Annotated in this window: 18 protein-coding genes and 1 pseudogene; all 19 read right to left on the bottom strand. The window is 40.3% G+C overall.

Annotated features, from left to right (window positions below):
• Positions 1 to 188 precede the first annotated feature (188 nt).
• Entirely contained in the window at positions 189 to 1,712 is a 1,524-nt protein-coding gene (locus tag QQK21_RS08110) for a tripartite tricarboxylate transporter permease (RefSeq protein ID WP_284191696.1), read from the bottom strand.
• Between the two features lie 11 nt (positions 1,713 to 1,723).
• Entirely contained in the window at positions 1,724 to 2,242 is a 519-nt protein-coding gene (locus tag QQK21_RS08105) for a tripartite tricarboxylate transporter TctB family protein (RefSeq protein ID WP_284191695.1), read from the bottom strand.
• A 139-nt stretch (positions 2,243 to 2,381) separates the two neighbouring features.
• Positions 2,382 to 3,353 carry a tripartite tricarboxylate transporter substrate binding protein gene (locus QQK21_RS08100; RefSeq protein ID WP_284191694.1) on the bottom strand — a complete coding sequence of 324 codons (972 nt, stop codon included), beginning with the start codon at positions 3,351 to 3,353 and terminating at the stop codon, positions 2,382 to 2,384.
• 335 nt (positions 3,354 to 3,688) lie between these two features.
• Complete coding sequence (locus QQK21_RS08095; RefSeq protein WP_284191693.1) at positions 3,689 to 4,657, bottom strand: glycerophosphodiester phosphodiesterase family protein; 969 nt, start codon at positions 4,655 to 4,657, stop codon at positions 3,689 to 3,691.
• A gap of 135 nt (positions 4,658 to 4,792) precedes the next feature.
• Positions 4,793 to 5,524, bottom strand: coding sequence for a protein kinase domain-containing protein (locus QQK21_RS08090; RefSeq protein WP_284191692.1), 732 nt, complete (start codon positions 5,522 to 5,524; stop codon positions 4,793 to 4,795).
• A 1-nt stretch (position 5,525) separates the two neighbouring features.
• A complete protein-coding gene (gene tssM, locus QQK21_RS08085; protein ID WP_284191691.1) occupies positions 5,526 to 8,909 on the bottom strand; it encodes a type VI secretion system membrane subunit TssM in 3,384 nt (1,127 codons plus the stop codon).
• On the bottom strand, positions 8,909 to 10,117 hold the full coding sequence (gene icmH, locus QQK21_RS08080) for a type IVB secretion system protein IcmH/DotU (RefSeq protein WP_284191690.1): 1,209 nt from the start codon (positions 10,115 to 10,117) through the stop codon (positions 8,909 to 8,911). The genes tssM and icmH overlap by 1 nt, the downstream gene beginning before the upstream one ends.
• A gap of 5 nt (positions 10,118 to 10,122) precedes the next feature.
• Positions 10,123 to 11,454: a type VI secretion system baseplate subunit TssK gene (gene tssK, locus QQK21_RS08075; RefSeq protein WP_284191689.1), complete on the bottom strand. Its 1,332-nt coding sequence runs from the start codon at positions 11,452 to 11,454 to the stop codon at positions 10,123 to 10,125.
• A gap of 20 nt (positions 11,455 to 11,474) precedes the next feature.
• Entirely contained in the window at positions 11,475 to 11,957 is a 483-nt protein-coding gene (gene tssJ, locus QQK21_RS08070) for a type VI secretion system lipoprotein TssJ (protein WP_284191688.1), read from the bottom strand.
• Positions 11,950 to 12,894, bottom strand: coding sequence for an FHA domain-containing protein (locus tag QQK21_RS08065; RefSeq protein WP_284191687.1), 945 nt, complete (start codon positions 12,892 to 12,894; stop codon positions 11,950 to 11,952). The genes tssJ and QQK21_RS08065 overlap by 8 nt, the downstream gene beginning before the upstream one ends.
• Positions 12,884 to 13,609 carry an ABC transporter substrate-binding protein gene (locus tag QQK21_RS08060; RefSeq protein WP_431313105.1) on the bottom strand — a complete coding sequence of 242 codons (726 nt, stop codon included), beginning with the start codon at positions 13,607 to 13,609 and terminating at the stop codon, positions 12,884 to 12,886. Before QQK21_RS08060 ends, QQK21_RS08065 begins: the two co-directional genes overlap by 11 nt.
• A gap of 8 nt (positions 13,610 to 13,617) precedes the next feature.
• A complete protein-coding gene (locus tag QQK21_RS08055; protein ID WP_284191685.1) occupies positions 13,618 to 14,610 on the bottom strand; it encodes an ABC transporter substrate-binding protein in 993 nt (330 codons plus the stop codon).
• A complete protein-coding gene (locus tag QQK21_RS08050) occupies positions 14,607 to 17,156 on the bottom strand; it encodes an MFS transporter (RefSeq protein ID WP_284191684.1) in 2,550 nt (849 codons plus the stop codon). The genes QQK21_RS08055 and QQK21_RS08050 overlap by 4 nt, the downstream gene beginning before the upstream one ends.
• Before the next feature lie 20 nt (positions 17,157 to 17,176).
• Positions 17,177 to 19,786 carry a type VI secretion system ATPase TssH gene (tssH, locus tag QQK21_RS08045; RefSeq protein ID WP_284191683.1) on the bottom strand — a complete coding sequence of 870 codons (2,610 nt, stop codon included), beginning with the start codon at positions 19,784 to 19,786 and terminating at the stop codon, positions 17,177 to 17,179.
• Between the two features lie 61 nt (positions 19,787 to 19,847).
• Positions 19,848 to 20,777, bottom strand: a complete 930-nt coding sequence (locus QQK21_RS08040) for a type VI secretion system baseplate subunit TssG (RefSeq protein WP_284191682.1) — start codon at positions 20,775 to 20,777, stop codon at positions 19,848 to 19,850.
• Positions 20,778 to 20,796: 19 nt separating this feature from the next.
• Positions 20,797 to 22,548, bottom strand: a complete 1,752-nt coding sequence (tssF, locus tag QQK21_RS08035) for a type VI secretion system baseplate subunit TssF (RefSeq protein ID WP_284191681.1) — start codon at positions 22,546 to 22,548, stop codon at positions 20,797 to 20,799.
• Positions 22,541 to 22,963: a type VI secretion system baseplate subunit TssE gene (gene tssE / locus QQK21_RS08030; protein ID WP_284191680.1), complete on the bottom strand. Its 423-nt coding sequence runs from the start codon at positions 22,961 to 22,963 to the stop codon at positions 22,541 to 22,543. Before tssE ends, tssF begins: the two co-directional genes overlap by 8 nt.
• Positions 22,963 to 24,357 (bottom strand): type VI secretion system contractile sheath domain-containing protein, encoded by a 1,395-nt coding sequence (locus tag QQK21_RS08025; protein ID WP_284191679.1) that lies wholly within the window; start codon positions 24,355 to 24,357, stop codon positions 22,963 to 22,965. Before QQK21_RS08025 ends, tssE begins: the two co-directional genes overlap by 1 nt.
• Positions 24,358 to 24,415: 58 nt before the next feature.
• Positions 24,416 to 25,594: pseudogene (gene tssC / locus QQK21_RS08020) on the bottom strand (type VI secretion system contractile sheath large subunit); the annotation flags it as partial.
• Positions 25,595 to 25,656 lie beyond the last annotated feature (62 nt).

Raw genomic sequence — 25,656 nt, 5'->3', positions numbered from 1 at the left:
CCAAGTTTTTCTGGTTGTTTCTTTGATGTGGACTTAATCATTATCACTGAGTTAACTGATGTTTATTTTTGAAGCTTACACTGTGCTCTCTCCTATACCATTGGACTATACGTTGCTCATATGTAGTGATAAATACGCCTAGTGGTTTGCTGTTTACGCTTAGCAAACCACTACGCGATACTAGGAGTTTAGCTTTCAATAGGAGCGAACCTAAACCTATTTAGCAAGTTTTTACCTACAGGTTTTACTATAACTATCATGGCCAAAAGAGTGAAAGTGAGAGTCATCGGTCGTGCCCAAAGGAAACTCAATTCTCCGTCACTGAGCATAAGCGATCTGCATAAGTTTTCTTCCATTAAACCGCCTAGAATGAATCCTAGTAGAAGAGGTGCCAAGGGGTAATTTGCTAACCTCAATAAAATGGCTCCGGCCGCAATAATTATCATGAAAAAAATATCAATAGTATTAAATGATACGAGGTATACGCCTGTAATAGAGAAAAACAATATCATAGGTAACAATATGGCACGTCTCACTGTAAGTAGTTTTGAGATATAAGGTATTAAAGGTAAGTTCAATATGATTAACACTAGATTGCCAAAATACATAGAAATAATAACTGACCAGAAGATATCTGGGTGATCAACAAATAATCGAGGACCTGGTTGGATTCCATAGGCTATGAGGGCTCCTAGCATAATTGCTGTGGTACCAGAACCGGGAATACCTAGCGTTAACAAAGGTACAAATGAACCTGTGGAGGCTGCATTATTGGCTGATTCGGGTGCAACCAGTCCGCGTAAGCTTCCTTTGCCAAATTCTCTTTGCTTATCCTTTGACGCTAAATTCCGCTCCATTCCATAACTCAGAAAAGCAGCAATGGTTGCGCCAGCACCAGGTAAGACACCAGTAAAAAAACCCAAGATTGAAGAACGAATACATGCAGGTGCTAGTTCTTTTAATTCTGTTTTGGTTATTTTTATACTGCCGATATTATTTAATCTAGTTTGTTTTTTATTACGCATATTTTTGGGGTCCGAAACCAGTATGTTCAATAAAGTCTCCCCTAAAGCAAATGTTGCCATTGCCAATAGTAAAAAACTAAATCCATCCATAAGGTCTGTTAGACCAAACGTAAAGCGTGCAATACCAATGCCCTTATCAATGCCTACTGTTGAGAGCATAAGCCCCAATATTGTCATCATCCAAGCTTTGAGTATCTGCCCTTTACCCGAAAATGCTGCAACAGTTGACAAGCCAAGAAGCATAAGTGCAAAGTAATCGGATGATTGGAAGCTGAGTGAAATACTGGCTAAAGCTGGCGCTGCAAATAGCAGCATCACGGCAGATAAAGTACCACCAGTAAATGAAGAATAGGCGGCTAATGCGAGGGCTTTACCAGCCAGGCCTTTTTGAGCTAAAGGATAACCGTCAAACGCCGTGACAACGGTAGAAGAACAACCGGGAGCATTGAGTAAAATCGAAGAAGTAGAACCACCAAATACAGCTCCGTAATATATCCCAGCCATAAGAATTAAACCTGATGAAGGTTCAAGGCCATAGGTAATGGGGATCATAAGTGTTATGGCCGAAATTGGACCTAGCCCAGGTAGCATACCAATAAAGGTACCCACAAAGCAGCCTAGGATAACCATCAGAATATTCATTGGCATGGCGGCAGTAGAAAGTCCTTGTAAGATTCCGTCTAGCATAGTTGTTTCCTTTATGACCACATGGAAAAGAGGGTACCGGATTCCAAATAGATATTTAGCCCTTGAGTGAGAAAAAAGTAAAAAGCTACTGCAAATGGAAAAGATGCACCGAATAAAACGTGTTTTCTACGTTCTCCAAGTAAATAAAAACCTGCCATGAGAAATATTCCTGTAGAGAGAACAAAACCAAGGTATGTTAGCCCTAGGCCATACAGAATCAGTAATATTAAAAAGCCAAGCAAAAGCTTAAAGTTAAGTCTACCTTCAGTTTCGTTATGCAGGGTTGGTTTAGCCGTTACTAGTAACAGACTAGATAATACAATACCAACCATGGTTAGTAGTGAGGGTAGTGTTCTCGCTGTGAATGGCTCATACTCGTCACTGGGTACCATGGGGATCTGGGATGTTTGGTATCCATAGCCAATACAAATAACAAGAAAAATGAATGCACTGATACAGTCCCGATTGAGAAGATTTTTATTTGATTGATGTTGCTTTGCCGTTGTATTGCTTGCAGGTAGGCATGACATACTTAATTCCCGTTAATTAAAACCCAAAAAAGCCGCACATGACGAATTAGAAAGTTAACCGAAAAGCTATTTTTTTTGTCTTGAAAAATAGAGATGGTTTCTAGTCTCATGTGCGGGGAAAATAAATCTAAGTGGTCGCTTATTTGAGAAAACCTAGTTCACTCATTAACCCACCAACTAACTTTTCTTGGCCTTCGAGAAAGGTATAGAAATCTTTATCTGCTTTGTAGTTGTCAATCCATCCGTTGCGGTTTTTAACTATCTGCCATTCGTCGGTTTGGTACATTTTCTGTAAGGCATGGTTCCAATTATCAATTTGCTCTTGACTGGTCCCCGGAGCAGCAAAAAAACCTCGCCAGTTGGCGAAAACTGTATTGTTGTGATACTCAGTTAAAGTTGGAATATTAGGTGCAATATCAAGCCGTTTTTGTGCTGTGATTGCTAGGATTTTAAGCTGACCCGATTTGGACATTTCAAGTACTTCACCAAGCCCCGTCGATAAAAGTGCAGTTTCGCCTGATAGTAATGCCGCCGTCGCTTTTGCTCCTGCATCATATGAGATGTAGCGCACTTTTTTTGGATCAAAGCCTTCGTTTTTAAAAGCCAAAGCGATCACCAGATGGTCCATACTGCCTCTAGCAGAGCCACCAGCAATTTTTACTTTGCGAGGATCGTCATTAAAGTCTTTTACAACATCTACCCAAGTTGTATATTTAGAGTCGATGGAAGTAACTATAGCGCCATAATCGGCAATGGTAGCGGCGACGGGTGTTAAGTCTCTAAAAGATTGAGGAAATATTCCAGTGAGTGACCGAACTACAATGGGGGTTGAACTTACCATCAGTGTGTTTGGTTGATGTTCTGCAGTCTCAATAAGATGAGAAATGGCTTTACCACCACCTCCTCCGGAAAGGTTTTGAAATGAGACTTGGTTAACTATTTCCTCTTTGACCAAAACATCACCAATCCCTCTAGCTGTCATATCCCAGCCTCCACCAGCCCATCCTGGAATGAGAAAGTGCAATTTATCAACATCAGCTGCGATAGAAAAGTTCGGTGATGAAACTGCAATAAGAATAACTGAGGAGAATCGCTTGAGTGTTTTAAACATAGTCCATGTTCCTTACGTACTATTTGACCAATTTTACGCCATTAATATTTTTTTTTATCCAGTAATTTAGTTACTAACAAAAAAATATGAAACAATATGCTCATGCTGTTTGTTAGTCAATAATTAATTTTTTACCGCACAGAGCATGTTATTTTTATATAGAGGTCTAACGACCAATGGATGGAAAAATTTAGTAAGTTAAAGATGGTGAGTTATTGGAGAAGTGTGTTGTGATATTTTGAGAGGTTTGTATTTGACAAATGAGCTACAAACCTCTCGTAGTTATTAAAGCGTTCTGATTCAGATGTTCAATAGATCCAAGTGATGTTCAGGGACTATTGACATATATCGAGTTTTTGCATGCTACCTTCATAACATTGAGCCATTTTAGGTGAATCAACCATGACAGCGTAAACACCAAGAGATTTTGCGTATATATAATCTTCTTGGCTATTAACACCAATAAGCACAATGGTATTATCGGCAGCATCAAAACAAGATAGATCCTCCTTTGACCATCTAAAGGTTGTTTTGGTTCTTCCTTCACCGAGCATGAAATGTTCTACTACTTCTACATTACGTGTGAGCTCGAATGCGTGCCAACCTGCTTGAACATCAACGGCTCTGCATTGGTTTGATAGCTTACTACCAAAGAGAATGTCTCGTGTTTCTGCTCGACTTTTGAATGCGTTGAGAGAAGAATATTTCTTTACGGCGTCTATGTAATTCTCTGAGGTTGAGTAAATTCGTGTACGTTCGACTGAATCTGTCTGCTCAATTACATCTGCAACGCTTTCTATGTATTTCTGAGCATTTGCATCTGGCGATTTTAAATCGATAAAGAATTCCGTGTGTGGGAAATTAATTAGCACTTCTTTCAACGTAGGAATGTTGTAAATGTCTTCATTATCTGGTGCTTTATCCTTAAAAAACGCATGCCCTACGTCCAAATTAGCCAAGTCTTTTGCTGTCATGGACGACACTTTGGTTGGTTTAGTTAGCTTAGTTAACGCAGAAAGATCACTAGGTCTGTACAATACTGGAACTCCATCTTTTGATAACTGAACAGTAATCCAAATAATATGAGCACCTCGTTGAATTGATGATTGAATCGTTGGAATTGTATTCTCTGGGCCATCGGCAGCCCCGCCTCTATGCGCAATAATTAATGGGTTTCTATTGTGTGGTAAATTATGTGAATCATTCCGTAGCTCTGCAGTGCTTTGATTGACTATGGTTTGTGAGAGAGCGAATCCTATATGGCTAAACATAAGCATAAGTAACAAAATCTGAAGTTTTTTCATTTCTAACTCGATGAATAAAATGTGGGCTTGGATATCGGTGACGTTCTATAAGCCCAGAAGACACGTCTGTAGAAGAATAAGAAATTTAACGTGATTTTTTATCAGGTTTTGACCTGAATTTTGGCTCTACGGAGTCTAATAGGTGAATTGTTTGGCGTACTTTAGCTGGTTGGAGACCAATATTTGATAGCGACTAACAAGTCCCTCGAGTAAAGCACTACCATTGGTCCTGGCAAACTCAACCAAAGTAAGATCAGAAAATGGGTGAGCTCGCCACATAGTATGTAGCGAAATTGCTAGCGAATAATAGTCGTGTTTAGGCAATGCTTGTCCGGAACGTAAATATGGGTTTAATGCGCAGAACTTTGGTGTCAAGGATAAAATAGAGTTGCTATGATAGTCTGAACCAATAGGGGTAATACTACCAAAATCGACTAGCTTTACTTCATTTTGCAAGGTAATAATAAGATTGGAAGGTTTGATGTCTCCATGGACATAACCGTTGTTATGTAAAGTGTTGAGCGCTTCTTCTGCACTTGTCGTTATTTTTTGCTGGTCCTCAACAGTCATATTTCCCAAGCCGCTTGAAAGAGAGTCAAAAAACTCTACTATTAGCCAGTCTATTCCCATGTTTGAGCCGTAGTCCAAGTACTGGGGCCAACATCTGTCACTATGATGATAAAGAAATTCAGCTTCGACTTTGAGTTGCTGTTTGGCAAAGACAGTTGCCGCAAACTTCACTATACACGCACCATAGAAAGGGTGAGTGGCTAAATAGGTTTGTTGTCGTAGCAATGAGTATTGATAAACACCTAATATTCTAAATACCGTTGCTACTTTGTCGCTGAATCCTGTTTGTATTTTCATATCAAATACTCGATGGCAAAGAGAAAGCGGAAAAAAAGTTAGGTACAAACGGGTTATTTTGCCCCTGTGTTTTAATGCTTAACTGTACTTGACTATCACCGTATTTGAGCGCTACTTCAGTTTGTTGAGCTGTGGCTGATGCCACTCTGGGCTCAATAAATTTAAACCATGCCCAATTGCCTTGAAAGCTTTCAGAAGCAATATTGCTTTTTTGGGCCTTAATCTGAAAACTGACCGAGTCTTGCTCTATCGCGGCAGCACTCCAACTTTGCTTAGTCCACAGTCGAGGGCCATGTTGATAGGTAAATAGTGGTTTTTCACCTTGGATAATAAATTCTGTCACATTAGGACTCATTTCTTTGGCCCTTAGCTGAAATTGGAGTGATATATTTTGCGGATCTGCCAAAAATAAAGCATTGCGAATGTCACGTGCTTTCGAAATCATTTGCCAAACCGATGAGTCCAGAGCAAAACCTGTATTTGGTAGTAGACCATGAAGGTATGGTGAGCGTTCTTCTGTAGAGAAATTTTTCAACTTGGACTGGTAGTATTGTTCCAAAGTACCATCGGATTTAAAGAAGGCTGCAACATCAGCAGTACTGGCATCCGAACTGGCTGCCTTGTTAAATGGGTAATAGCCTGCAATGGTATTTCTATAAGGTTGGTAAACCTCTGTTTTCCATGTGTCATTGAGATAATCGTGAGCAAGACTCATCACTAGCTCATTTGACTGCTGGGTCAGTTGGCTTAAAATTTGTTTCGAAATTGAAGGTTGAGTCGCTTCTTGCTGAGCAAGTATCGATATAGGATTACTGGTTTTTATTGCCGCGGTAAGCGCTTGATAGGCAACTTTTTGTGGGTCTTCTGCTTGATAGAATTTATCAAGCCAAGTTTCTGCTTGAGTGACCTTACCAAGTAGAGTATCGATGGGCTTGTTCCCTTGCTCAACTGCATTGACTTGATTGTGAAATGAGTCAAAGGCCAACTGTATTTGCCTTGCCGATTCTTTCTTATCTATATCTTGTTCTTCAGGTTGTAAGTTTTTGTCTTCATTCTCTGCTTTAGGTAGTTCAACGGATGTATATTTGCTGACAGTGCTGTAGAGCATAACCAAAGGGTTATTCGATGCATTGGTTAATAATGCTAACGTTCTTCTAAGATCATCAGCATTGGTTATATTGGTTACTTGGATGTGCGAAATAAAATCACGCCAGTAGTTAATGTAGTCATTTTGATACCTTTGCTTTAAATCTCGGCTAATACGATACATTTCTAAAGCACTTGGAGAGGCGCCTGCTACGCCTTCGTAAGCTTTAAGAGCTTCTTTTAAAATGGGGGAGTTGACTGATAAATCCAGTTCGTTAAATCCTGACGGCGTATATAAGTAGGGGACCATATACCCAGCATAGTTGGGAGAAAAAGACAGCAGTTTTTGAAAGTTGCTTCCCAGCTCTTGTCGTATATCTATGCGTTTGGAATAAGTTGATGAGTTGAGAATATGTTGATACAACAGAGTTTCAACACCGGTTTGGCTGATGACTTTTTTGGCTAAGTGTTCTAATCCCAAATTTGCTTTAATCGGGACGAGTCCTTGTTCAAACACATCATCGAGAAGTATCTCCAACTGTGCAATGTTAACGCTGTCTGCTTCTCCTTGCTCCTCCAGAGTTTTAATAAAATAACGTTTTAATGCACCAATATTGGTGCGGTCTGAATTAAATAGTACTCGGTAATTGTTGAGTAAAGATAACGTTTTAGCCTGATCCTCCAAATTCACATAGACAAATAAATCTTTTTCAAGCGTATTTTCCATTGAAGGGATCAGAACTTTTTGTAATTCATCGAAATAGGCTGATTTTACATGATAAAAGATACTTGAGGTTGGCATAATCGGTAGGCTATACCATGGTTTCGGTTCTTTATATAGGGCATAAATTCGATTGAGAGAGTATAGGTTAGGGATATTGTCTGCCATGTTTTCTATATTATATGGCTGGGCAGATATGGCTTCCTTATAACGTTCAAGCATAGTGTCGGCGTCTGCTTCTAGCTTACTTTGATAGTCAAAATCGAGTTTTATATCAATGAGAACGAAGGCGAATAGACCGAGCCAAAACAGCGTATACGCTGTTTGCATCGTCAAGAGCATATTTTCTTTACGTCGATTAACGCCCACAAGTTCGTGCTCATTAATGATGGTATGTGTCATTAAATGTTGAGCGAAAAGAGTTTGCTGAACGGGAATTTGCTGATGTTGTTGATATTGCTCATAGCCTAGCGCCTGATTAATTACATTTGCTAATACGTCGTGCTGTTTTTTCACTGTGCCGCTATGGGTAAAATAGAAACCTCGGAAGTTAAGCCCATTTTGTAATTGTTCTCCTCGATACAACCGATAGAGAAATTCCCATAGGCTTTCTTTTAGTAGTACAAATTGGTAGGGCGCGGCGCAAATCGCATTACGATAGTCTTGATTGAGCTGAGAGGCTAACGCTGAACTCATGTTGGAAAGTAGCTGAGTGACAAGACTGTCGTACTCAGTATTAAACCAATCAGCATCGATACCGCCATGCTTCATGAAAGGTGATGTCGCACCAAAAACATCATTCCTCTTTGCTTCATCAAATGCAGAAAAAAACTGACAGAAGTCATTAATCTGACCCATTTGTGTGATGATGTTGTATACGGGTAAATTAAGACCAAAAATATGGTTAAAGCTTTTAATTTGCGATTTTATTTGGTCGGCTTTTTGTGTAATAACTTCCGGCGACTTTAAAAGTTCCTTCACATCGGTTGTTAATATAATGCCGTTGAGTGCTTGGCGAGGGCGCCATTTATTCAAGTTTTGACAAAGAGTACTAACATATTCGGGGCGCTGCTCTTCACCTAAACTTACCGAAATAAGTATAGAGTGTTCGCTAAGCCAAAATAAAATTGGAAATTCGATATCATTGCCAAAGTCATCGACTTTGTAGGCTTCATAGCCCATTTGTGTAATAACGCTTTTATCTTTGATGGGGTTGTCGCTGAGCAGAATGTAAAAAGGCAGATCGTAGCGACTGGATAAGCGTTTTTTTCTTTTTTGAACGTTGAGCATTGCTTTGAAGTGTTTGGTAAGCAACTTACATCGTCTATTTACTAAGGTTTTCTCTTGGTCGGATGTTTTTGCAGGTATTGCTCTTTTCGATAGTAACCAATAACAGAATAGACCGAGGAATAAGGCAACAAAAAAAGTAGTCAAAAGACCGACAAGGGTATGAGCAGGATAGGCAAATCTCCAAGTTAGAAGCCCGCCTAAAATACCAACAATAATGACCAGCATTAATGTCCAAAGCAGGGTGTTTATCCTGCTATTCTGCATTTGAGATGAATTTGATTCTGCCATTACTCAGGAGCCTCTGAAGTATTCTTAGTGTCATTTCTTGTTGTTTTACGTTGAACGACAATTGCCTTAACGGAATCTTTCTTTAGATACCAATCTTTTATCTCTGCGGCTTGTTGAGGAGAAGATGTGCCGACAACAACACGATAGTAAGAGCGAATTTTTTCTACGGTCGGTAAATAAGCTGATGGTGATAAGCTCTTGATAAATGAGTCGGCATTTTGTTGCGAAGAAAAAGTAGCCAATTGTACTAACCAGCCAGTTTTGCTAGTTTTAATGCTCGGTGGTGGTAGGGCATCGAGCATTTCTACCTTACTCGCTTTCTGCGGAGGAGAAACCAAGTCGTCGTCTTGACTTATAAATACAATATCTTTCACTTCGCCGGATAAGATATAGCGTTCACTATAAGAAGGTAAGGTTGCAAAATCTCTCACTCTGGGTGGTAATGTTTCTTTGTACCAAAAGTGAGTAAGTCCGATACTTAGTGCAATTAAAGTGCTAAAAAATAGTGTGGTAAGTAAATAGCGTTTACGTCTCGTAGGCTTGCGCGCTTTGGGTTGCTTCACGCGTGTTCGACAATAGATATTGGTACTGGGACGATATTGGGCAATCATTTGTTCAAGCTGATGAATAAATTTTTTAAGTTGTTCACTGCCTGTTTCTCTGTATTGACCTTTGAAGCCAATGTTTAAAAAAATATAAATAACTTCAAGTAAATCAATCAATTTTTGGGGTTGTCGAATGGCTTTTTCAGCAACGCTAAAGAAAAGCTCTCCGCCGTTTCGCATGCCAAAGAGCTCACTAAGCAGTGTTTTATTTTCCCAACAACGTTTCTCTCCCCATGGGCTGTAGACAATGAGCTCGTCTAATACAACCGCATATAAAAAGCACAATTTATCAATTACCGCGACTGGGTACGTGAGTTCAGAACCTTTTGATTTAATATCATTAATACTGCTAGCAAGTTGATGCCTTAACGTAGTGACGTCCTGTGGTTCGGGAAGCGTTGATATTTTGAGCGTTATTGCCAGCAGCTCGCTACTTATATTAATCAACTGATTCTCAGCGTTACTGAATTGACTAAGTAAACCATATTGTTGTTTAGACGCATTAACTGGCACCCAGTGTGATGCGCTATCTTCAGTGTTCTTATCTACAGAATCTGACTTGTCAGTGTTCCAAACAAGCGTTTCTTCGTCTAAGTAGTCCATGACTATTACCTCAACGCGTATAGCATCACATCCAATTCACTGATACGGGTATCAACATGCAAAGCGATAGCATCGCGATTTTCTATCATTTCGAGCCACATTCTATCTGAAGTATCGACCTCAAAATAAGCAACTCCTTGCATTGGTTTAAGTTCACTAGGTGCAACGGGCAAAGGAGATAGATGAATCCCTGATAGACTATTTCTGACCAGTTCAACAATTCTTGCATTGTTGCCTAGTTTGGCAGCGACTGGGAACAGTTCATTGAGTTCGACGCTACTAATGTTGGATTTTACAGCTAGTACGAATCGCCGATTCGCGACGCTAGCGGTATCTTTGATGAGTGTCCTCAGCAAACGGCGTCTTTCGAAAAGTGTTGAATCCCAAGTAAACTCTACAACCGAGTCTTGCTGAACTAAAGTTAGCATATTCCTAAGATTGGCAAAGAGCGGGTTGAAACTCTCATAAAGCTTTTGGTACTGTAAACTGGTACAAGGTTCAGGTATAGCAGGGGTTAAAGCCATGATTTGGGCTTCGTATTTTCTGAGCTCCAAATACAACTCATGGGTTTGAAATTTGGGGTTGTTAATGGTGAGATCAAACCAAGGTAGCCAGGTATTTAATGTTTGTAACCATAAATAATCTTGCATCATGGATTGTGGACTTTTTTGTCCTTGTCCCGCTTCAATTCTTTTGAGAAGACTATTCGCCCGATTGGCAGAGAGAGCATGAATTTCCTTCATTCTCTCCGTTAAAAGCATGGACGCCCCATAATGCAAACATGCAGGAATAAATGAGCGATCAAGGACAATTTCTCCAGATTCGACACTTTCTAGAATTTTTGTAATTGGAATCAAGGTGAATCCAGAGGTGTCTTCGCCATCTAGTTTTATGGACAAATTCAATTGTGCCACATCAATTTCTACACTAGCATTCTCGGAAGTTGAAGTATCAAATACATTTATGGATTGAGTGACATACCTGCTTTGTTCAGATTCATCGCTACCATAGTCGTTGTTGCCTTGCAAAGAAATAGGAAGGGCTAAATAGGCAATTGTCTCGATTGTTCCCTGTGGAATGTCTCTTGCTATTTCCTCTATGAGTTCGAATTGAGTACCATCTGGGAATATGCCCGAAGAAGAAGATACCGAAAGTTTGCCAATTTTTAGCAAACTGTGGTTAATGGTCAACTCAGTGATGCCAAAGAACGGAGAAAAGCCAGCCAATGTTTCAATATTTTGGCGGATATAGTTTTGAACATAACGATCTTGTTGCTGAAAATGCTGTGGGGCGATGAACATGCCTTCTTGCCATACCACTTTTTTGAATGCGTCCACGTCGTTTTCCTCGAATATGGTTAAAACAGTTTCCACCAAGGTGAGTCTGGTGTGATGATTTCCAAAATGGTTCTATCGCCTGAAATGCTCAATTGCAGATACTGATCTGAATTTTTTGGCAATACTGATACTGCTTTCGGTTGACTCTGTTGATAATTGATGAATTCAACTAAAATTCCGATGTATTGAGTTTGACTATTGATATCGAGAGTGAGCTTGACGTCAGTATCAGGGATAACAACAGGCAATATTTGTTTGGAGATTAGATTGCTGCTAAGCAGCTGAACGTCATTGGCATACAAATCGATAAATGGCTGCTGGTTAAACATTTGCGTATCTGTCAATTGGTACAGTCTTACGACCACAGGGTTTGAACTACTGGAATCAGAAGGATTGGCTGACTTATCTGATTTAATTGCTAATGAGTATTGTGTAACCACAGGGGCAGGATCGGATGAGCATCCGATCAAAAACAGAACCCAAACAAAACACCACCTAGCCATTATTGTCCTCTCTATTTTTTTGCATGTTTTCCATAAAAAGAGCTTTAAATTGTCGCCTAAAATCACCATTTTCTTGACGATGCTGGAAGTGTTTTCGATAAATTTTCCAATATTTTTTTTCTTTACTGGTAAAGAGCCCACCGGAAATATAGTTATTAAACAACCGTTCCAACTCAAGTGGCGAGAAGTCGTTCAAAAATTGGTCAACGGTTTGATCGAGCGCTTTAAAAAGTAGTTCATGATGCAATGCTGGATTCGTTAAGTATCTTTGGTTTTTTTCGGTGATAGAGAGTATTTTTTCCAATGATGTCTCAATGGGAGTATCGGCTTTTGTACTTGCGGGCAGTAGCTCTGGATCGCTGGTTTGATGCACTCGATTCAAATCAGGCTCATCGGGTTCAGTGTGCCGGGATATCAAGTCACTGTCGAGGTCTTCGAAAGGGTCAGCTGCAAATGGGTCATCACTCAGAACGCCTTGTTGTGCAAAATGGCTCGGTGTTTCACTTGAAGCAGATGGAGAGCTGTCTTCAAGAAAATCGGTATCATCATTATCTAGCTGTAATGAAAAGGACTCTGGGAATAGAGGAGTCTCTTTGGTTTCTTCATCGGTTTGTTTCGATGATATCAAAGTAGAAACAAGCATAGTGTAACGTTCTACTTTGAGTATATCGCCGTCATTGAGCGGGTACTCCTTGTCTTTTGTCATAGGTTTGTCATTAAGTGAGGCAGCATTTTGCCCCGTACTTTTGACACTATAACCACTCTCGGTGAGTCGAATACTACCGTGTACTCTCGAAATTCGCTTACTTTGATCTGGTAAGGATATATCACATGAAGTTGAGCGGCCAAAGTCACCACCAGCTTCAGGAAGGTAAACGACTCTGGAAGTGACTACTTCATCAGAGGGTACAGAGATCAAATGAATGCTAATCGTCATTTGTTTTCCCCTCACATTTTTTTATTGCGGAGTTAAACGCTGACAAAAAGCCAGCATATTTGTTGAGAAAATGATTGGAAAAATAGACGCCCATAGGCGTTGAATCTTTAAGCTGAGATTGAAAAAAGTTGAGTGGTAGCGATGCGGCCTCTAACTCTTGTTGAAACACTTTTTCATCTTCCAGAACGATGTCAATTTCTCGTTGTTTTAAGAGCTTTAGTAACACTTTTGCGTCTCGGGGCTGTTTTACGACATTGAAACCATTTCGTTTAAGCCAAAACCATTTACTTGATCCAAACTTAGCTGAAAAATTGAGATTAACTTTTGTAAGTTCATTAATGATGGGTTTTACTCCGGGTCCAAAGTACCAGCGCAGTTCTTGTTGGGCGATAGGAACAGAAATCGTTGCATATTCATCTCGCTCTGCCGTTTGTGTTGCAACAAAAAAACCATGCTGTAGGCCACTTTGCACTCTTAGCTGTGCATCCGACCAAGCTGTCATTGTTATTTGATATGGTTGCGCCATACTATTCAAAGCACATTTCACCTTATCGATCGCCACACCTTTCATTTCACCATCAATATAATCTTGGTAAGGAGGCCAGTTTTGTGTTGTTAGCTGGAGGCGAGCAGGGCCAAATGCGGCTTGTGCGTTAGCATTAGCTGTATTCGCTATGGTGAACAAAACCGCAGCAAAAAAGGCAAGAAACGTCATGATTTTTGTCATTCATGCCCTCCGACTAATTCCGAGATTTTCAATATAGATACGGGCGGGTAATAGTCCAGAGTTTGGGCAGCCCCGACGTTAACAATGTATGAATATTGAGTCAGAGACTCGATGGGAATGTCGCTAACAGAGGACTTGCCTGTCAGGATTTGTTCGGCTTTATAACCTGCAAACTGGCCGGCGTTATAATAACGGCTTACTATTCCAAAGAGGGCATCATTGTTTCTTATTGGCGACTCTGTGGCTGAAAACGTTACAATTCCATGTTGATGAAGATTTTCTACAATGTTTTGACCCTTGCTAATGATGTAAGAATCTGGAGGAAGGTAGGCTAATTGAACGCCATCTTCTTGCATCATGGACACAACTTTATCTATTGAATCTGAGTCAGGTTTGTCATTTCTTGTCCTAAGAGGGTAAAGAAAAATGTCTTTTTTGAACTCGGATGAAAGCGCTTGAATATTTCGTGCGGTTACCACTGAATTATTTTCTAAGGGGTTAAAGATAACGCCAATAGTATCGAGTCCTGAAAGTTGGCTAATTGCTTTTAGTTGAACATTGTGAGGCACTATATGGCTAACTCCTGTAAAGTTACGATGTTCTGCACCAAGAGAACTCACAATATTCGAACCAACAGGATCGGTAACAATACTGAATACGACAGGTGTTGCGCTTTTTTCTCTAAAGGCACTTGGTGAGCTTTCTGTGCCAAGTAAACCCAGAGTAATTGTTGTACCGAAGGTATAAATCAAATCGGGGTTCAATCTAGTCACACTTTTTAGGTGATTGGCCAACAGTGCTTTATCCCGCTTTGCATCCAAGATAGTATAGTGAGCGGACACTTTACCAGACAAATACTCCATAAACCCTCGTTCAGCATCAGTCATTCCACGCCAGAGCACCATGACAATATGTTTATCATCTTCAGAAGATTCTGCCGATGCTTCAAACGGTAGGATAGCCAATATAGCTAGAAGTAAAACTCTCATTTCACAACCTCCATTTGTTTTTTGTCTCTGTGGACAAAAGCGCTGTAAAAGCTCAATAGAATGACAGAGCTTATCAGTAACATAACACCGAACAGCAAAATGGTGCTTTCAAAGCTTAAAACACTCAAACATAGGCCAGCGACTAATGGACCTGAAATGTTTCCGATACGTTCGATTAGCCGGAATATACCGATTGTTTTCCCTTTGTCTAAGTGTGACTCTCCAAGATGTTCAATGACAAGTGCTACTTGAGGTGAGACACTAATACCGTGAGCAAAACCAACTAATATGACGATCAGAAGCAATCCTTGGGTGCCCGGAAGCGCAACAATATTGATCAATGCCACAGCACACAAAACCCCTCCAGAGAAAATGAAGGCCATTTTATTATTCCACTTATCTATCACTATTGCTGAAAGTGGAGCAAGAAATACAATGGCTAATCCGTAAGTCATCATTACACGCCCTGAAACGGCGCTACTCTCACCAAGAGATTGCAGATAAACAGGGCATATATAGTAAAGAAAGCCAGTTAAGATAATTTTAGCAGGTATGGCGCTAAACAAAGCCACTAGGGTGAAATACCTGTTGGAGAGCAATTTTTTAAAATCGGATAGTTTTACGGGGTTGCTTATAACATTGCTCTTACTGTGGTCAAAAGAAGCAGATATAAGTACTGAGCCTAACAAAGCAAGTAATGAGGCTAGAACGAACGTGATAGAATAACCTAGCTTGTCAGCTAAAACTCCACCTATTGCTGCTCCACATAGGGAGCCGGAAAAAAATGCTGAAGAGAAAGACGACATTCCTTTTGTTCTATTTTGAGAGGTTGTTGTATCAGTGATATATCCCTGTGCTGATATAAAGACAATACCAAATCCGATTGCTGTGATTACTCTAGTTATAAGAAGGACTTCCAAATTTGGGCTTATCGCTGTTGCAAACAAGCCTACTGAGATAATTCCGCCACCCCAAATAAGTGACTTTCGCCTACCAACTTTATCAGACCAGTACCCTGCGAACGGGAGAGAAATTGCCCAGAAAAGCATAAATAGTGAGATAGAAACACCTATAATTAGGTCTTGTGGTATCAAATTAAGAGAGCTTGGGATACTGGTGACGAAATTGGGGAAGAATGCCAACGACATGGTTTCAGCAAAAATTAAAATAAACAGCGGCAACCTCACAAAGCGATAATCTTGTATATTTGTCTGTGAGAAGGTTTTGTTATCGAATACTTTTTGAACCAATTGATTGAGTTTCCTCAACAATATGCCAAGTTCATCGTTAGTCTGTACTCGGACAATATGGTGGTGTTGTTGATTTTCATCGATGTCAATTAATTGTTTTATTCGCCTCCAAGGAAAAATGATCATCGCGTTGCAAACATACAAAATGATTTCCATCACGCACAAACTTGAAGCGATGAGCACAGTCAACATATCCATAATACTGTCTTTAATCAACTGTGGAACAATATTCGTGTTGGCCATCATTTGAAGCTGAATGAAGCCAGTTTTATCAATGGGGATAGACAGCAGACTGGCATCGGCATAATCCGGAAAAACGGTAGGGTATTGATAAAGTGTCTCATCACTTTCTTCTAGCCGAATCGACAATAACTCTGGGTGGTGATTTATATAGGCAGCAAATTCTTCTTCTAATCCTGTTAATCGGTTTAGTGGCACACCTTGTTCCACTAAGCGACTAATCATATTAGATAAAGTATCTCCAATTAGGTTTGATTTCTGTTGCAACTGATCTTGATACACGTTTGAAAGCATAGCCAATGATTGATAAGAACTACCCAAATTTGAGGCAATTGTTAAAACTATGGCCAGTGAAATGACAAGTAATGGGAAGTATTTGGCTCTAAACCTCTCCCAGCCTGTTCTAGTTTTATTGAGAATAATCAAATCCTTGATAGAGTTAAGGATTTGATTATTCGGCAAGTCTTCAGTATTGCTTAAATCTGTTGCTAACTGGACTCTACTGAGGAGAAAATCCAGTAGAAGATTTAGTATCCAATATCCTAGGACAGAGGTAATGAGTACACCAAATAGGGCATAAATTATTTGGGTCGAAAGTAAAACACGCTTTGCCTTATCTAGGTGAAAAGGAGAATAAAACAGTTTAAGTTCTCCTTCTTTAATGCTAAATGTGTTGATAATATCCGAAGTAATTAATCTGTCTGAATTGGATGGAACTCCATTTGTGGAGAATATAATTTCCCCGTTATTGTTCACAACTTGTATCGAGCTGATTCCACCCACTAACTTCGAGCGTCTTTCTATCAAGGCCTGAATATTTGATATGGAAGACAAAGGTAGGCCTAAGCTCATTGCTTGACGAATATCCTTGTCCGTTTCATCTACAACCACTTGAAAGGTGGAATCACTGGTTTGGGTTAGCCTTTTGTCAAAGTTTAAATAATTGAGAGTGGTATTCAAACCGTTAGAAAACAGCAAGACGATAATAATGGCAAAAACTAATTTAAGCCTTAGTGAGATAAATCTTTTCGAATTATCAATGCTGTGTTTGTCCATCTTGCTGTATATTCTCATCGTTATTGTATAGCGAGCTCGAACCCGAGTTCTGTATTTGCCGCCGCTACAGAAACTTGAGATATTGTTTGTCTCTGACTGAGTCTATTGATGCATTCTTCAGCAAGCTTTGGCATTAAAGAGCGGTTGATGATTTGTTCCACAGCCCGCCCCCCTGTTGTTGGATCGGTATTTTTGGCAACCACATAATCGACAAAGCCTTTATCCCATGTAAATGAAGCTTGATATTGCTCAGCAAGTTTTTTCTTAATTCTGTTCAGAGATATCTCAGTGATTTTTGATAGTTCTTCATCATTGAGTGGGTAGTAGGGGACAATGGTTGTTCGGCCTAGGAAAGCAGGTTTGAAGTAGTGTTGCAGGTCAGGCCGGATTGTTTCAAGCAACGCTTCACTGCTCAAGCGTTCACTTTTGTTTGAACAGGCATCGCAAATGGCTTGATCTGCTGCATTGGATGTCATGATGATAATGGTGTTTTTAAAGTCTACAGTACGACCTTCACTGTCTTTAATATGCCCTTTATCAAAAATTTGATAAAACAAGTCGTGTACTCCAGGGTGAGCTTTCTCCATTTCATCTAATAAAAGAACAGAATACGGATTACGGCGAATAGCTTCCGTTAACACGCCGCCCTCGCCAAATCCGACATAACCTGCTGGTGAGCCGAGCAACATAGAGATTTTGTGTTCTTCTTTAAACTCAGTCATGTTGATTATGGTTAAATCATTGTTTCCACCATATAGTTGCTCTGCAAGGGCCATAGCGGTTTCAGTTTTTCCGACACCACTAGGACCGCACATTAAAAAGACACCAATAGGTTTGCGGCTATCCGTTAGGCCTGCCCGTGAAATACGAATTGCTTTCGCAAGCTCTTGTTTAGCTACATTTTGCCCTATAACTCGCTTATCAAGTTCATCCTCTAATGATAAAAGACGGGCAATTTCATCACTCATCATGTTGCCGACGGGAATACCTGTCCAGTTGGCAATAACTTGAGCAATCGTGTTTTCATCTACCATTGCATTTACAAGTGGTTCTTCACCTTGTAGTGCTGTCAGTTTGTCGATGAGATTATTTAACTTGCTTTGTTTTGTTTTATCGGTTTGTTCGTTAGCCTGATCATCGCTAATTTCTTGCTGAAGTTGCTTAATATCATCAACAATCTCAACTTCTTGCTCCCATCGTGACTGGTAACTACTTAGCTTCTTCTCATTATCACTTATCTGCAAAGTGAGCTGCTCAATTTCCTTTTCTGATACTCCGAAAAGAGCATGTTCTTTTTCTAGAGCGGATTTTTCATTTTTTTGATAGCGTATTGTTTGCTCCAGTGCTTCAATGACTTCAGGTTTAGCTCCTTGTGTAAGAGCAATGCGTGCACTTGCGGTATCTAAGAGGCTGATTGCTTTGTCAGGTAGTTGACGACTGGGAAGATAACGGATAGATAAATGAACAGCAGCATCGATCGCAGCTTCTGTGATAAAGGCGCCATGATGACTTTGTAAAGAGGCGGCAATTCCTCTTAGCATCTGCTTGGCATCTTCAGCGTTTGGCTCTTCGATAGAGACGACCTGGAAACGGCGTGTTAGCGCTGGATCTTTTTCGAAATACTTTTTGTATTCAGCCCAAGTCGTTGCTGCAATGGTTTTAAATTCACCGCGAGCCAAGGCTGGCTTTAGCAAGTTTGCGGCGTCATTTTGACCCGCAGCACCTCCAGCTCCAATTAATGTATGTGCTTCATCGATAAAAACAATAATAGGGTGTTCACTATTTTTAACTTCGTTGATGACATCTTTAAGGCGATTTTCAAATTCGCCTTTTACACTCGCTCCAGCTTGCAATAACCCAAGGTCTAAAGAATGAATTTGAACACCTTGTAGAGCACTGGGGACTTCATTTGCGGCAATTCTAAGTGCGAGTCCTTCAACGACGGCTGTCTTACCCACTCCGGGTTCACCTACCATAATGGGGTTGTTCTGCCTTTTTCGACACAAAATATCAATGGCTTTGCGCACTTCACTGTTGCGCCCAGAGATAGGATCAATTTTCCCATCGATAGCTTGCTGCGTAAGGTTTGTTGTATATTTACTTAATGCATTGTTGCCTACGGGTGCTGCGTTGTTGTCTCCGGCAGCATGCGTGTTTTTGGCTCGGGCTACGGCCGTTTTGTTAATAAGTCCTTGTAGTGATTCTAACGAAACACTTTGCAAACTTTCTAATTGAAGAGTGTTCATACCCAATACGTTTTGCTGCAACATCGCTTGGATAAGGTGTAAGCTGATAATTTCACCATGGCCATAATTAACGGAAGCTATCATCCATGCATCTTTGACTATTTCAGTCAGTGCATGGCTGAGAGTGGGCTGGCCTTCATTTCCCTTAGGTAGTCGTGAAACTTTGGAAGATAATTCATTGACCAAGTTTTCTTGAGATAAATTTTGCGAATGAATTAAATTGGCTAGGTGTTGGTCCTGCTGAGACAAAAGTTGCAATATCCAGTGTTCAGTCTCGATAGCTGGCACATTTTGGTTCATCGCTGTGCCGGCTGAAACTTCAAGTGCCTGTTTTAACTCTGGTGAAAGCTTAGCAACTAAGTTTGTTAGTGTTACTTGCGTCATACCGTTTTCCTTTTATCTCAAAGGCAGTTAATACCTAACTCATTGTTTACACTGCAGCCATTTACTTTAGAAGAATACTGACTACTTGTTGGGGTTTACGTTCTGGCGCAAGGCAATCCACTTCGCCTAACTTCGCCGCGTTGTATTGGTTACTCGAAAGTCTTGGTCGGTTTAAATATTCTCGTTTAACGTTGAGGTAAATCGAGGTTGGAGTATTGTCACCTAGGTAATGTTGAATTAGCTCCTTCATGTGTTTTGCAAGTAGTGGGTCTGATTGTATTGAAATCAGTTCATTCTCAGTTCTTGGCGTAATAAACACCAAAAGATGACTGAAATGCGTTAAACATGTTTTTCCCAATAAAAAGCCCTGACCAATTCGACTGTTAAACTGATTTTCTTTGCCCAATCGAGTCAGAGAATCACAGGGAAGTTGACGTCTCTCATTCACTTTTGTCGACACCTTGATGTCAAAAGGAAAATAGTCGTTAAGTATTTGAGACAGAGTATTCAAGTTTCTTTGGCCTTGATTTAGAAGCATCGAATATTGGAGATAGTTCGAATGCTTCTGGTCAAGTGCGGATAAATTTCTAATTAAGCTGACTTTTTCTGGGTTAATCTCATTTTGTACAACCAGCCATTTTCCGGTTTCCAAATGGCTAACTAGTTCAAAATAACGTTGATTAAATACATCGAGAAAATCTTTCAAAGCATGTTCATCACGGTGCAATGCAGACAGTAACTCTTCATATATATAATTTGGTATAACCCCTTTTACTCCAGAGAGAGCTTGCTTGGCGAGTCGAAGCTTTAGGCGGTTATTTTTAAGAGAAAAGTACTGAATTTCACTGGCATCACCTGTGGGCATGGCTTCTGCTTTTAGCTCAAATTTGATTCGATTTGGATTTTGATTTACCCAGTGTGTCAAAAGCCTCATCGCTTGTGCGAAGTCATATTGTTGTGGGTGTAGGCTGAGATCGTTTATTAGTGACATCGATTGATTCAGTTAGCAACTACATGGCCAACTGACTCCCGTGAATTTTAGGGTATTGCTTTGCGATGCCATCGCGACCGTATATTTTTATAGATAATTGTATATATCGGTCGAAACTACAAAATTGCTGGAAAAATCGATTGAGTACATCGCTAAACGCGAGAAAACTGTTTTGCGTGTCAAGTGTTAGCTCAATTTCACTTCCTGGCGAAAATACATTTTTTCCCATAATACGTATTGCTGAAACTTGGGATCGAACAGACACATTGTGTATCATCTGGATTTCCTCGGCCAATATCTGCTCTCTGCTACATAGCTGGAGCATTTGCTTGAGTTTTTCTGTAGGGTTTTCTGCATGCAATAATGAGGAAAAATTGCCGTTTAAAAGACCTACAAATTGCCAATGTAAGTGTAAGTTTTGTTCACGTTCTATTGGTGCTGTTGGTGGATAGATAGCCGTAAATGTGCCCGGTATGTCAATGTTTTCTGAGCATTCCATCACACCATTGATACCACATGCTTGTTTTCCATTTGTACACAATAAGTAGGTGCCATATAACTTACTAAATTCCAATTCTTGAGAGGGTTTTAGACTGATAGCAAGCTTAAATTGTCCCGAAAGATCACGAGAACTTTGCCAATAATCAGCGTTGGGATCAGAGCGATAACTATCGCGAAATAGGGGAATTAATGGCTTTTCACCTTGGGGAGTGATCTCAAATACGTCCTTTACTTCCACAACGTCGATATTACTATCACTGTGCGCATCGGCGTTTACAGGGATAGTGAGGCACCTTTGGTCATAGCTCGTTGGTTCACCAGTCTGCTCAAACAGATTGATGGCTGGAATAACATCAAGTTTGAATACATGGTTATCGAACAAGCGCATAAATTCTGCTGGAATCGAGTGCATGAATAAGTTGAGTTTAATTTCACAGCTATCAAAGTTTTTTGCTGCACTGGCAAAGTCTTTTAAGCGGAAAAATTGACGTTTTTCTTTGAAAAAGAAAAATTCGTTGATTAGCTGAAAACCAGAAAACTGGTTGCCTTTTTGTGGCAAAAATAAAAATTCCAAGTCACTAATGCGATTTTTTAGCGTTTCTGCGCGCATTACAACATGGTTGTCGCAGTTTATGTCAGATACAGATATCGCTTTTGTTTGCCCAAGTAAAAGTTCGACGATCGAATCTGCATTGTTCTCAAACCCTTGTACAAATAAGTCTAGGTCGCGATGATTAAGTTGAGAAAATGGAATACTTGGGTCGCCAGTTGAGAGTGAAAGTTGAATGACGGCTGTGGACTGTTCCGTTCCTTTTGGGCGATTAAATTTAAAAGGTGCGCTAGATGCTGTTGTATCGACCAACTGAAATGGTGTTGTAATGAGTTTATCTACAGTTGTAAATTGGCACGTTTTACCTTTGGCATCAGAGGTAAAATGTGAGCCTTTGGGAATCACCGTTGATTCAGGAGTATCCCCTTGAGCTGACAAATGCATATAAGCGACACTTGGTACAGTTTGAGTGTAGCTAGGATAGATGACGCTTAGTAGTCCTTGAACCACTTCTGGCAATTGTTCAGAGAGCTGTTTTTCTAGTGTTGCATTTAAAAGAGAGACGCCATCGAGAAGTCGGGCAAGGCTTGGATCTTCAATCTGACCTTGATGGATATTAAGTCGTTCAGCATGCTCCGAATGCTGCTGACCAAACTGCCCAAGTGCGCGCCGCACAAATGTCAATTCTTGTTCGAAATAACGCATTAAAGGATCAGTCATAGCTGTCCTCCGTCATAACGGTTGTCAGATCGTTAAGCGATATTTTCGAATCAAAGACGAGCTCTTGTTCTCCTTTCGATGTTTTAGCTTTGGCAATGATGTTGAACACTAAAGCGTTTTCAGTCTCGTTACGCTCTAACAATTCAACCATCACTCGAGATAATCGAGGCTCAAAATGACGAATATAGCTTTCTAAGCGAATAGCCAATTGAGCTTGATCTAAACTTGCGCTCAATAATTGGACATCTTCAATCCCAAATCTAAGATTGGAACGTTGAATCTCAATGAAGCGATCATCAATATTCAGTAGTGATGATTCAGATTCAAGTAGTTTAGTCAAATGGTACTTAATGTCTTCGACTTCCTCATTTTGCGCCGAGTTTCTCGAATCTATAAATGCGCTCCAAAATCCCATTAGGCTGCCTCGTCTAGTTCTGTGGTCAGTACGACTTCACCTGTAAAGTGGTCATATTGGTATTGAGGTACAATTCTTAATGTGCATACAAAACTGCCGGGTTGAGTTTGTGATTCGGAAACAGATATTTTGGCAAAACTCAGTGGGTATTTTGCGAGAGTTTCTTCGTTAGCATAAATGACGTTACTGGAAAATTTTTCTATCCATTGGGTCAAGAACCGTTCACACTCAGATGCCGTATTAAAACTTCCGAGCATTTCACGTACCTGAACTTTGAGATAGTGTGCGATACGACAAGACATTAGGCAGGTCTGAATCTGAGTTAAGACTTTATCGTTATCAGAGATGCCACTTTGCCATATCGAGTTATTACCATTAAAAAAATATTTATCAGTTAAAGGACTTTTGGTGAGAGGAATAAAGCCATTTTGGGCGTAGAATGTTGAGATTTTTCCAAACAAAACTACGTTAGTTTGGGGCTCTCTTATGAATAAACTGTCGTGGTGATCAATATTGATCACTGCACCTTGAGATTTATCATTCCAACGGGATTTCAAAAAACCAAACCAATTGACTCTGTGATATTCACGCATGATAGTCGTTGTGAAAGCAAATCCAGCATTTCCCCAAAGTCCAGTCCCAGATTCATTATAGATAAATCCAACTTTCATATTTTTGTATTGGTATCGCATGCGTATCAAAGGCATAACAAAACCAATAAAGCGGCAACTTTGCTTTTCGCGAAGTGATTGCCAAGCCCGAAAATCAGGTCCTGCAATGATCTTTTCTATTCTGTTGACATCAGAGATCCAGTCTGCGCCGGGTTCAACGAAAAAACTCTCATTGGGAGAAAAAATCATCGGACATAACGTAGATTCACCAAGCTTGCTGAGTAATTCTATCGTAAATAAGTCGTCGTAATCTGCGTCAAACTCCATGTCAACAGCAATTGGATGGGTAAATAAAATGCAGCCAAAAGGTTCTCCACCTAAAGTATTCAGCTCCTTATTTCCAATTTTATTGTACAAACTAGAGGCTTTAACACTATATGCTTGGTTGACATCATAGGAAACTTCCTTCCAATGCATATCAAGTACTTTAACTTTAACTCTTTGATTATTTATGGGTAAAGTGACCAAACCGCGTAGCCCCAACCAGTTTATGTGTAGTTGTTCAAGGTCTGGATCATGAATAATGCAATCCATCTGAGCAGAAAGCTTACTATCTAAACAAGCGATTAGGTTTGCAATAAAATTAATCAAAGCGGATTTGCTCGTCAAAGCATCTGAGTTGATTTCAAACACCAAAGAGAGTGCCGTCTCGAGAAAGTCGCCGTCGTTAGCGTCTATATCTAAGAATTTTTCCTGCCATTCTACATCGAAGCCTACTCTCATATCACCTCCAGAACCTACCAAAATAATGCAGGTCGGGCTTAGCCGACCTGCAGTACAATTAGCCAGGAATTTTGGCAACCATGCGAACGGATGTCGTCAGTTCTTCTAGTTGTAGCCAAGGTCTCAGATGTGCTACTGCAGAATATGAACCCGGACGTCCCGGTTGCTCAACTACTTCGATTCTTGACTCACATAGCGGCGTTTTGGCTCTTTGTTCATTACCGATAGCACCGGCATTGGTGTATTGATCGATCCAAAGTTGCAGCTCACGTTGAATATCAGGTGCTTCCAAGTTCGACCCCAATTTGTCTCGTCCCATGACTTTCAGATAATGAGCAATTCGGCTACTTGCCATGATGTAGGGGAGTCGAGCGGAAATCGCAGCATTTGCTGTGGCATCTGGATCGGTATATGTTTTGGGTTTCTGTGTTGTTTGACCGCCAATAAATACACCGTAATTTGAGTTTTTATAATGAACAAGAGGCAAGAAGCCGAGATCGCTGAGCTCTTTTTCCCTTTCATCGGTTAAGTTAACTTCCGTTGGACATTGTTGAACAAGGTCCCCAGCTTCTGTTTTGTACGTGAGGTTAGGAAGATTTTCTACCTTTCCGCCGTTATCTAAGCCTCGAATTGAAGTACACCAGCCAGATGCAGTATAGGCTTGAGTCATTTTAAGCCCAAGTTCATAGGCTGCGTTAGACCATACCAATTGGTCATTGCTTGACGGATTTGGATTACCATCCATATCAGTGTCAAGCTCTTCGTAATCGAATAACTCAGTTGAAAGACCTTTTTGTCCATAAGGTAAGCGGGCAAGGGTTCTTGGTAAGGTAAGTGATACATACCTTGCATCATCACTTTCACGAAATGCGTTCCAAGCAGCGTATGCGGGTGAATCAAAGCCTGCTGCTACAGGTTTACCTTCATCAAAGGTTGTGAAATTGTTGAATTCAAACATTTGTGCATTGGCAGCCGCAATGAAAGGTGCGTGGCAGGCAGCGGCCACTTCACCCATATAACGAAGTAAGGCCACATCTTCATCTTTGGCACTGAATTCATAATCACCGATGAAAGTACCATATGGCTCACCACCTGCAGTACCGAATTCACCTTGATAGACAGCATTAAATAGTGGGCTACGGTCTATTGCGGGGGCGTCTTCAAATTGGTCCAGCAGTTCTTCTTGGGAGAAATCGACCATTTTGATTTTTAGGTCTCGTCCTAGTTCACTTTCTTTGTGTGATCACCAAGCGATTCTGTCGTACCTTAATTACCAAGCGACTTTGTCATTACGTTAAC

Source organism: Vibrio zhanjiangensis (genome assembly GCF_030161235.1).
GTDB lineage: Bacteria > Pseudomonadota > Gammaproteobacteria > Enterobacterales > Vibrionaceae > Vibrio > Vibrio zhanjiangensis.
Note: the sequence above shows the minus strand (reverse complement) of the source record. Positions and strands in the feature narration are given on the sequence as shown.

Bases quoted from the DNA above. Each gene is read 5' to 3' on its own strand.
- QQK21_RS08110 (WP_284191696.1), bottom strand. From the start codon at position 1,712: ATGCTAGACGGAATCTTACAAGGACTTTCTACTGCCGCCATGCCAATG.
- QQK21_RS08105 (WP_284191695.1), bottom strand. From the start codon at position 2,242: ATGTCATGCCTACCTGCAAGCAATACAACGGCAAAGCAACATCAATCA.
- QQK21_RS08100 (WP_284191694.1), bottom strand. From the start codon at position 3,353: ATGTTTAAAACACTCAAGCGATTCTCCTCAGTTATTCTTATTGCAGTT.
- QQK21_RS08095 (WP_284191693.1), bottom strand. From the start codon at position 4,657: ATGAAAAAACTTCAGATTTTGTTACTTATGCTTATGTTTAGCCATATA.
- QQK21_RS08090 (WP_284191692.1), bottom strand. From the start codon at position 5,524: ATGAAAATACAAACAGGATTCAGCGACAAAGTAGCAACGGTATTTAGA.
- tssM (WP_284191691.1), bottom strand. From the start codon at position 8,909: ATGGCAGAATCAAATTCATCTCAAATGCAGAATAGCAGGATAAACACC.
- icmH (WP_284191690.1), bottom strand. From the start codon at position 10,117: ATGGACTACTTAGACGAAGAAACGCTTGTTTGGAACACTGACAAGTCA.
- tssJ (WP_284191688.1), bottom strand. From the start codon at position 11,957: ATGGCTAGGTGGTGTTTTGTTTGGGTTCTGTTTTTGATCGGATGCTCA.
- QQK21_RS08065 (WP_284191687.1), bottom strand. From the start codon at position 12,894: ATGACGATTAGCATTCATTTGATCTCTGTACCCTCTGATGAAGTAGTC.
- QQK21_RS08060 (WP_431313105.1), bottom strand. From the start codon at position 13,609: ATGACGTTTCTTGCCTTTTTTGCTGCGGTTTTGTTCACCATAGCGAAT.
- QQK21_RS08055 (WP_284191685.1), bottom strand. From the start codon at position 14,610: ATGAGAGTTTTACTTCTAGCTATATTGGCTATCCTACCGTTTGAAGCA.
- QQK21_RS08050 (WP_284191684.1), bottom strand. From the start codon at position 17,156: ATGGACAAACACAGCATTGATAATTCGAAAAGATTTATCTCACTAAGG.
- tssH (WP_284191683.1), bottom strand. From the start codon at position 19,786: ATGACGCAAGTAACACTAACAAACTTAGTTGCTAAGCTTTCACCAGAG.
- QQK21_RS08040 (WP_284191682.1), bottom strand. From the start codon at position 20,777: ATGTCACTAATAAACGATCTCAGCCTACACCCACAACAATATGACTTC.
- tssF (WP_284191681.1), bottom strand. From the start codon at position 22,548: ATGACTGATCCTTTAATGCGTTATTTCGAACAAGAATTGACATTTGTG.
- tssE (WP_284191680.1), bottom strand. From the start codon at position 22,963: ATGGGATTTTGGAGCGCATTTATAGATTCGAGAAACTCGGCGCAAAAT.
- QQK21_RS08025 (WP_284191679.1), bottom strand. From the start codon at position 24,357: ATGAGAGTAGGCTTCGATGTAGAATGGCAGGAAAAATTCTTAGATATA.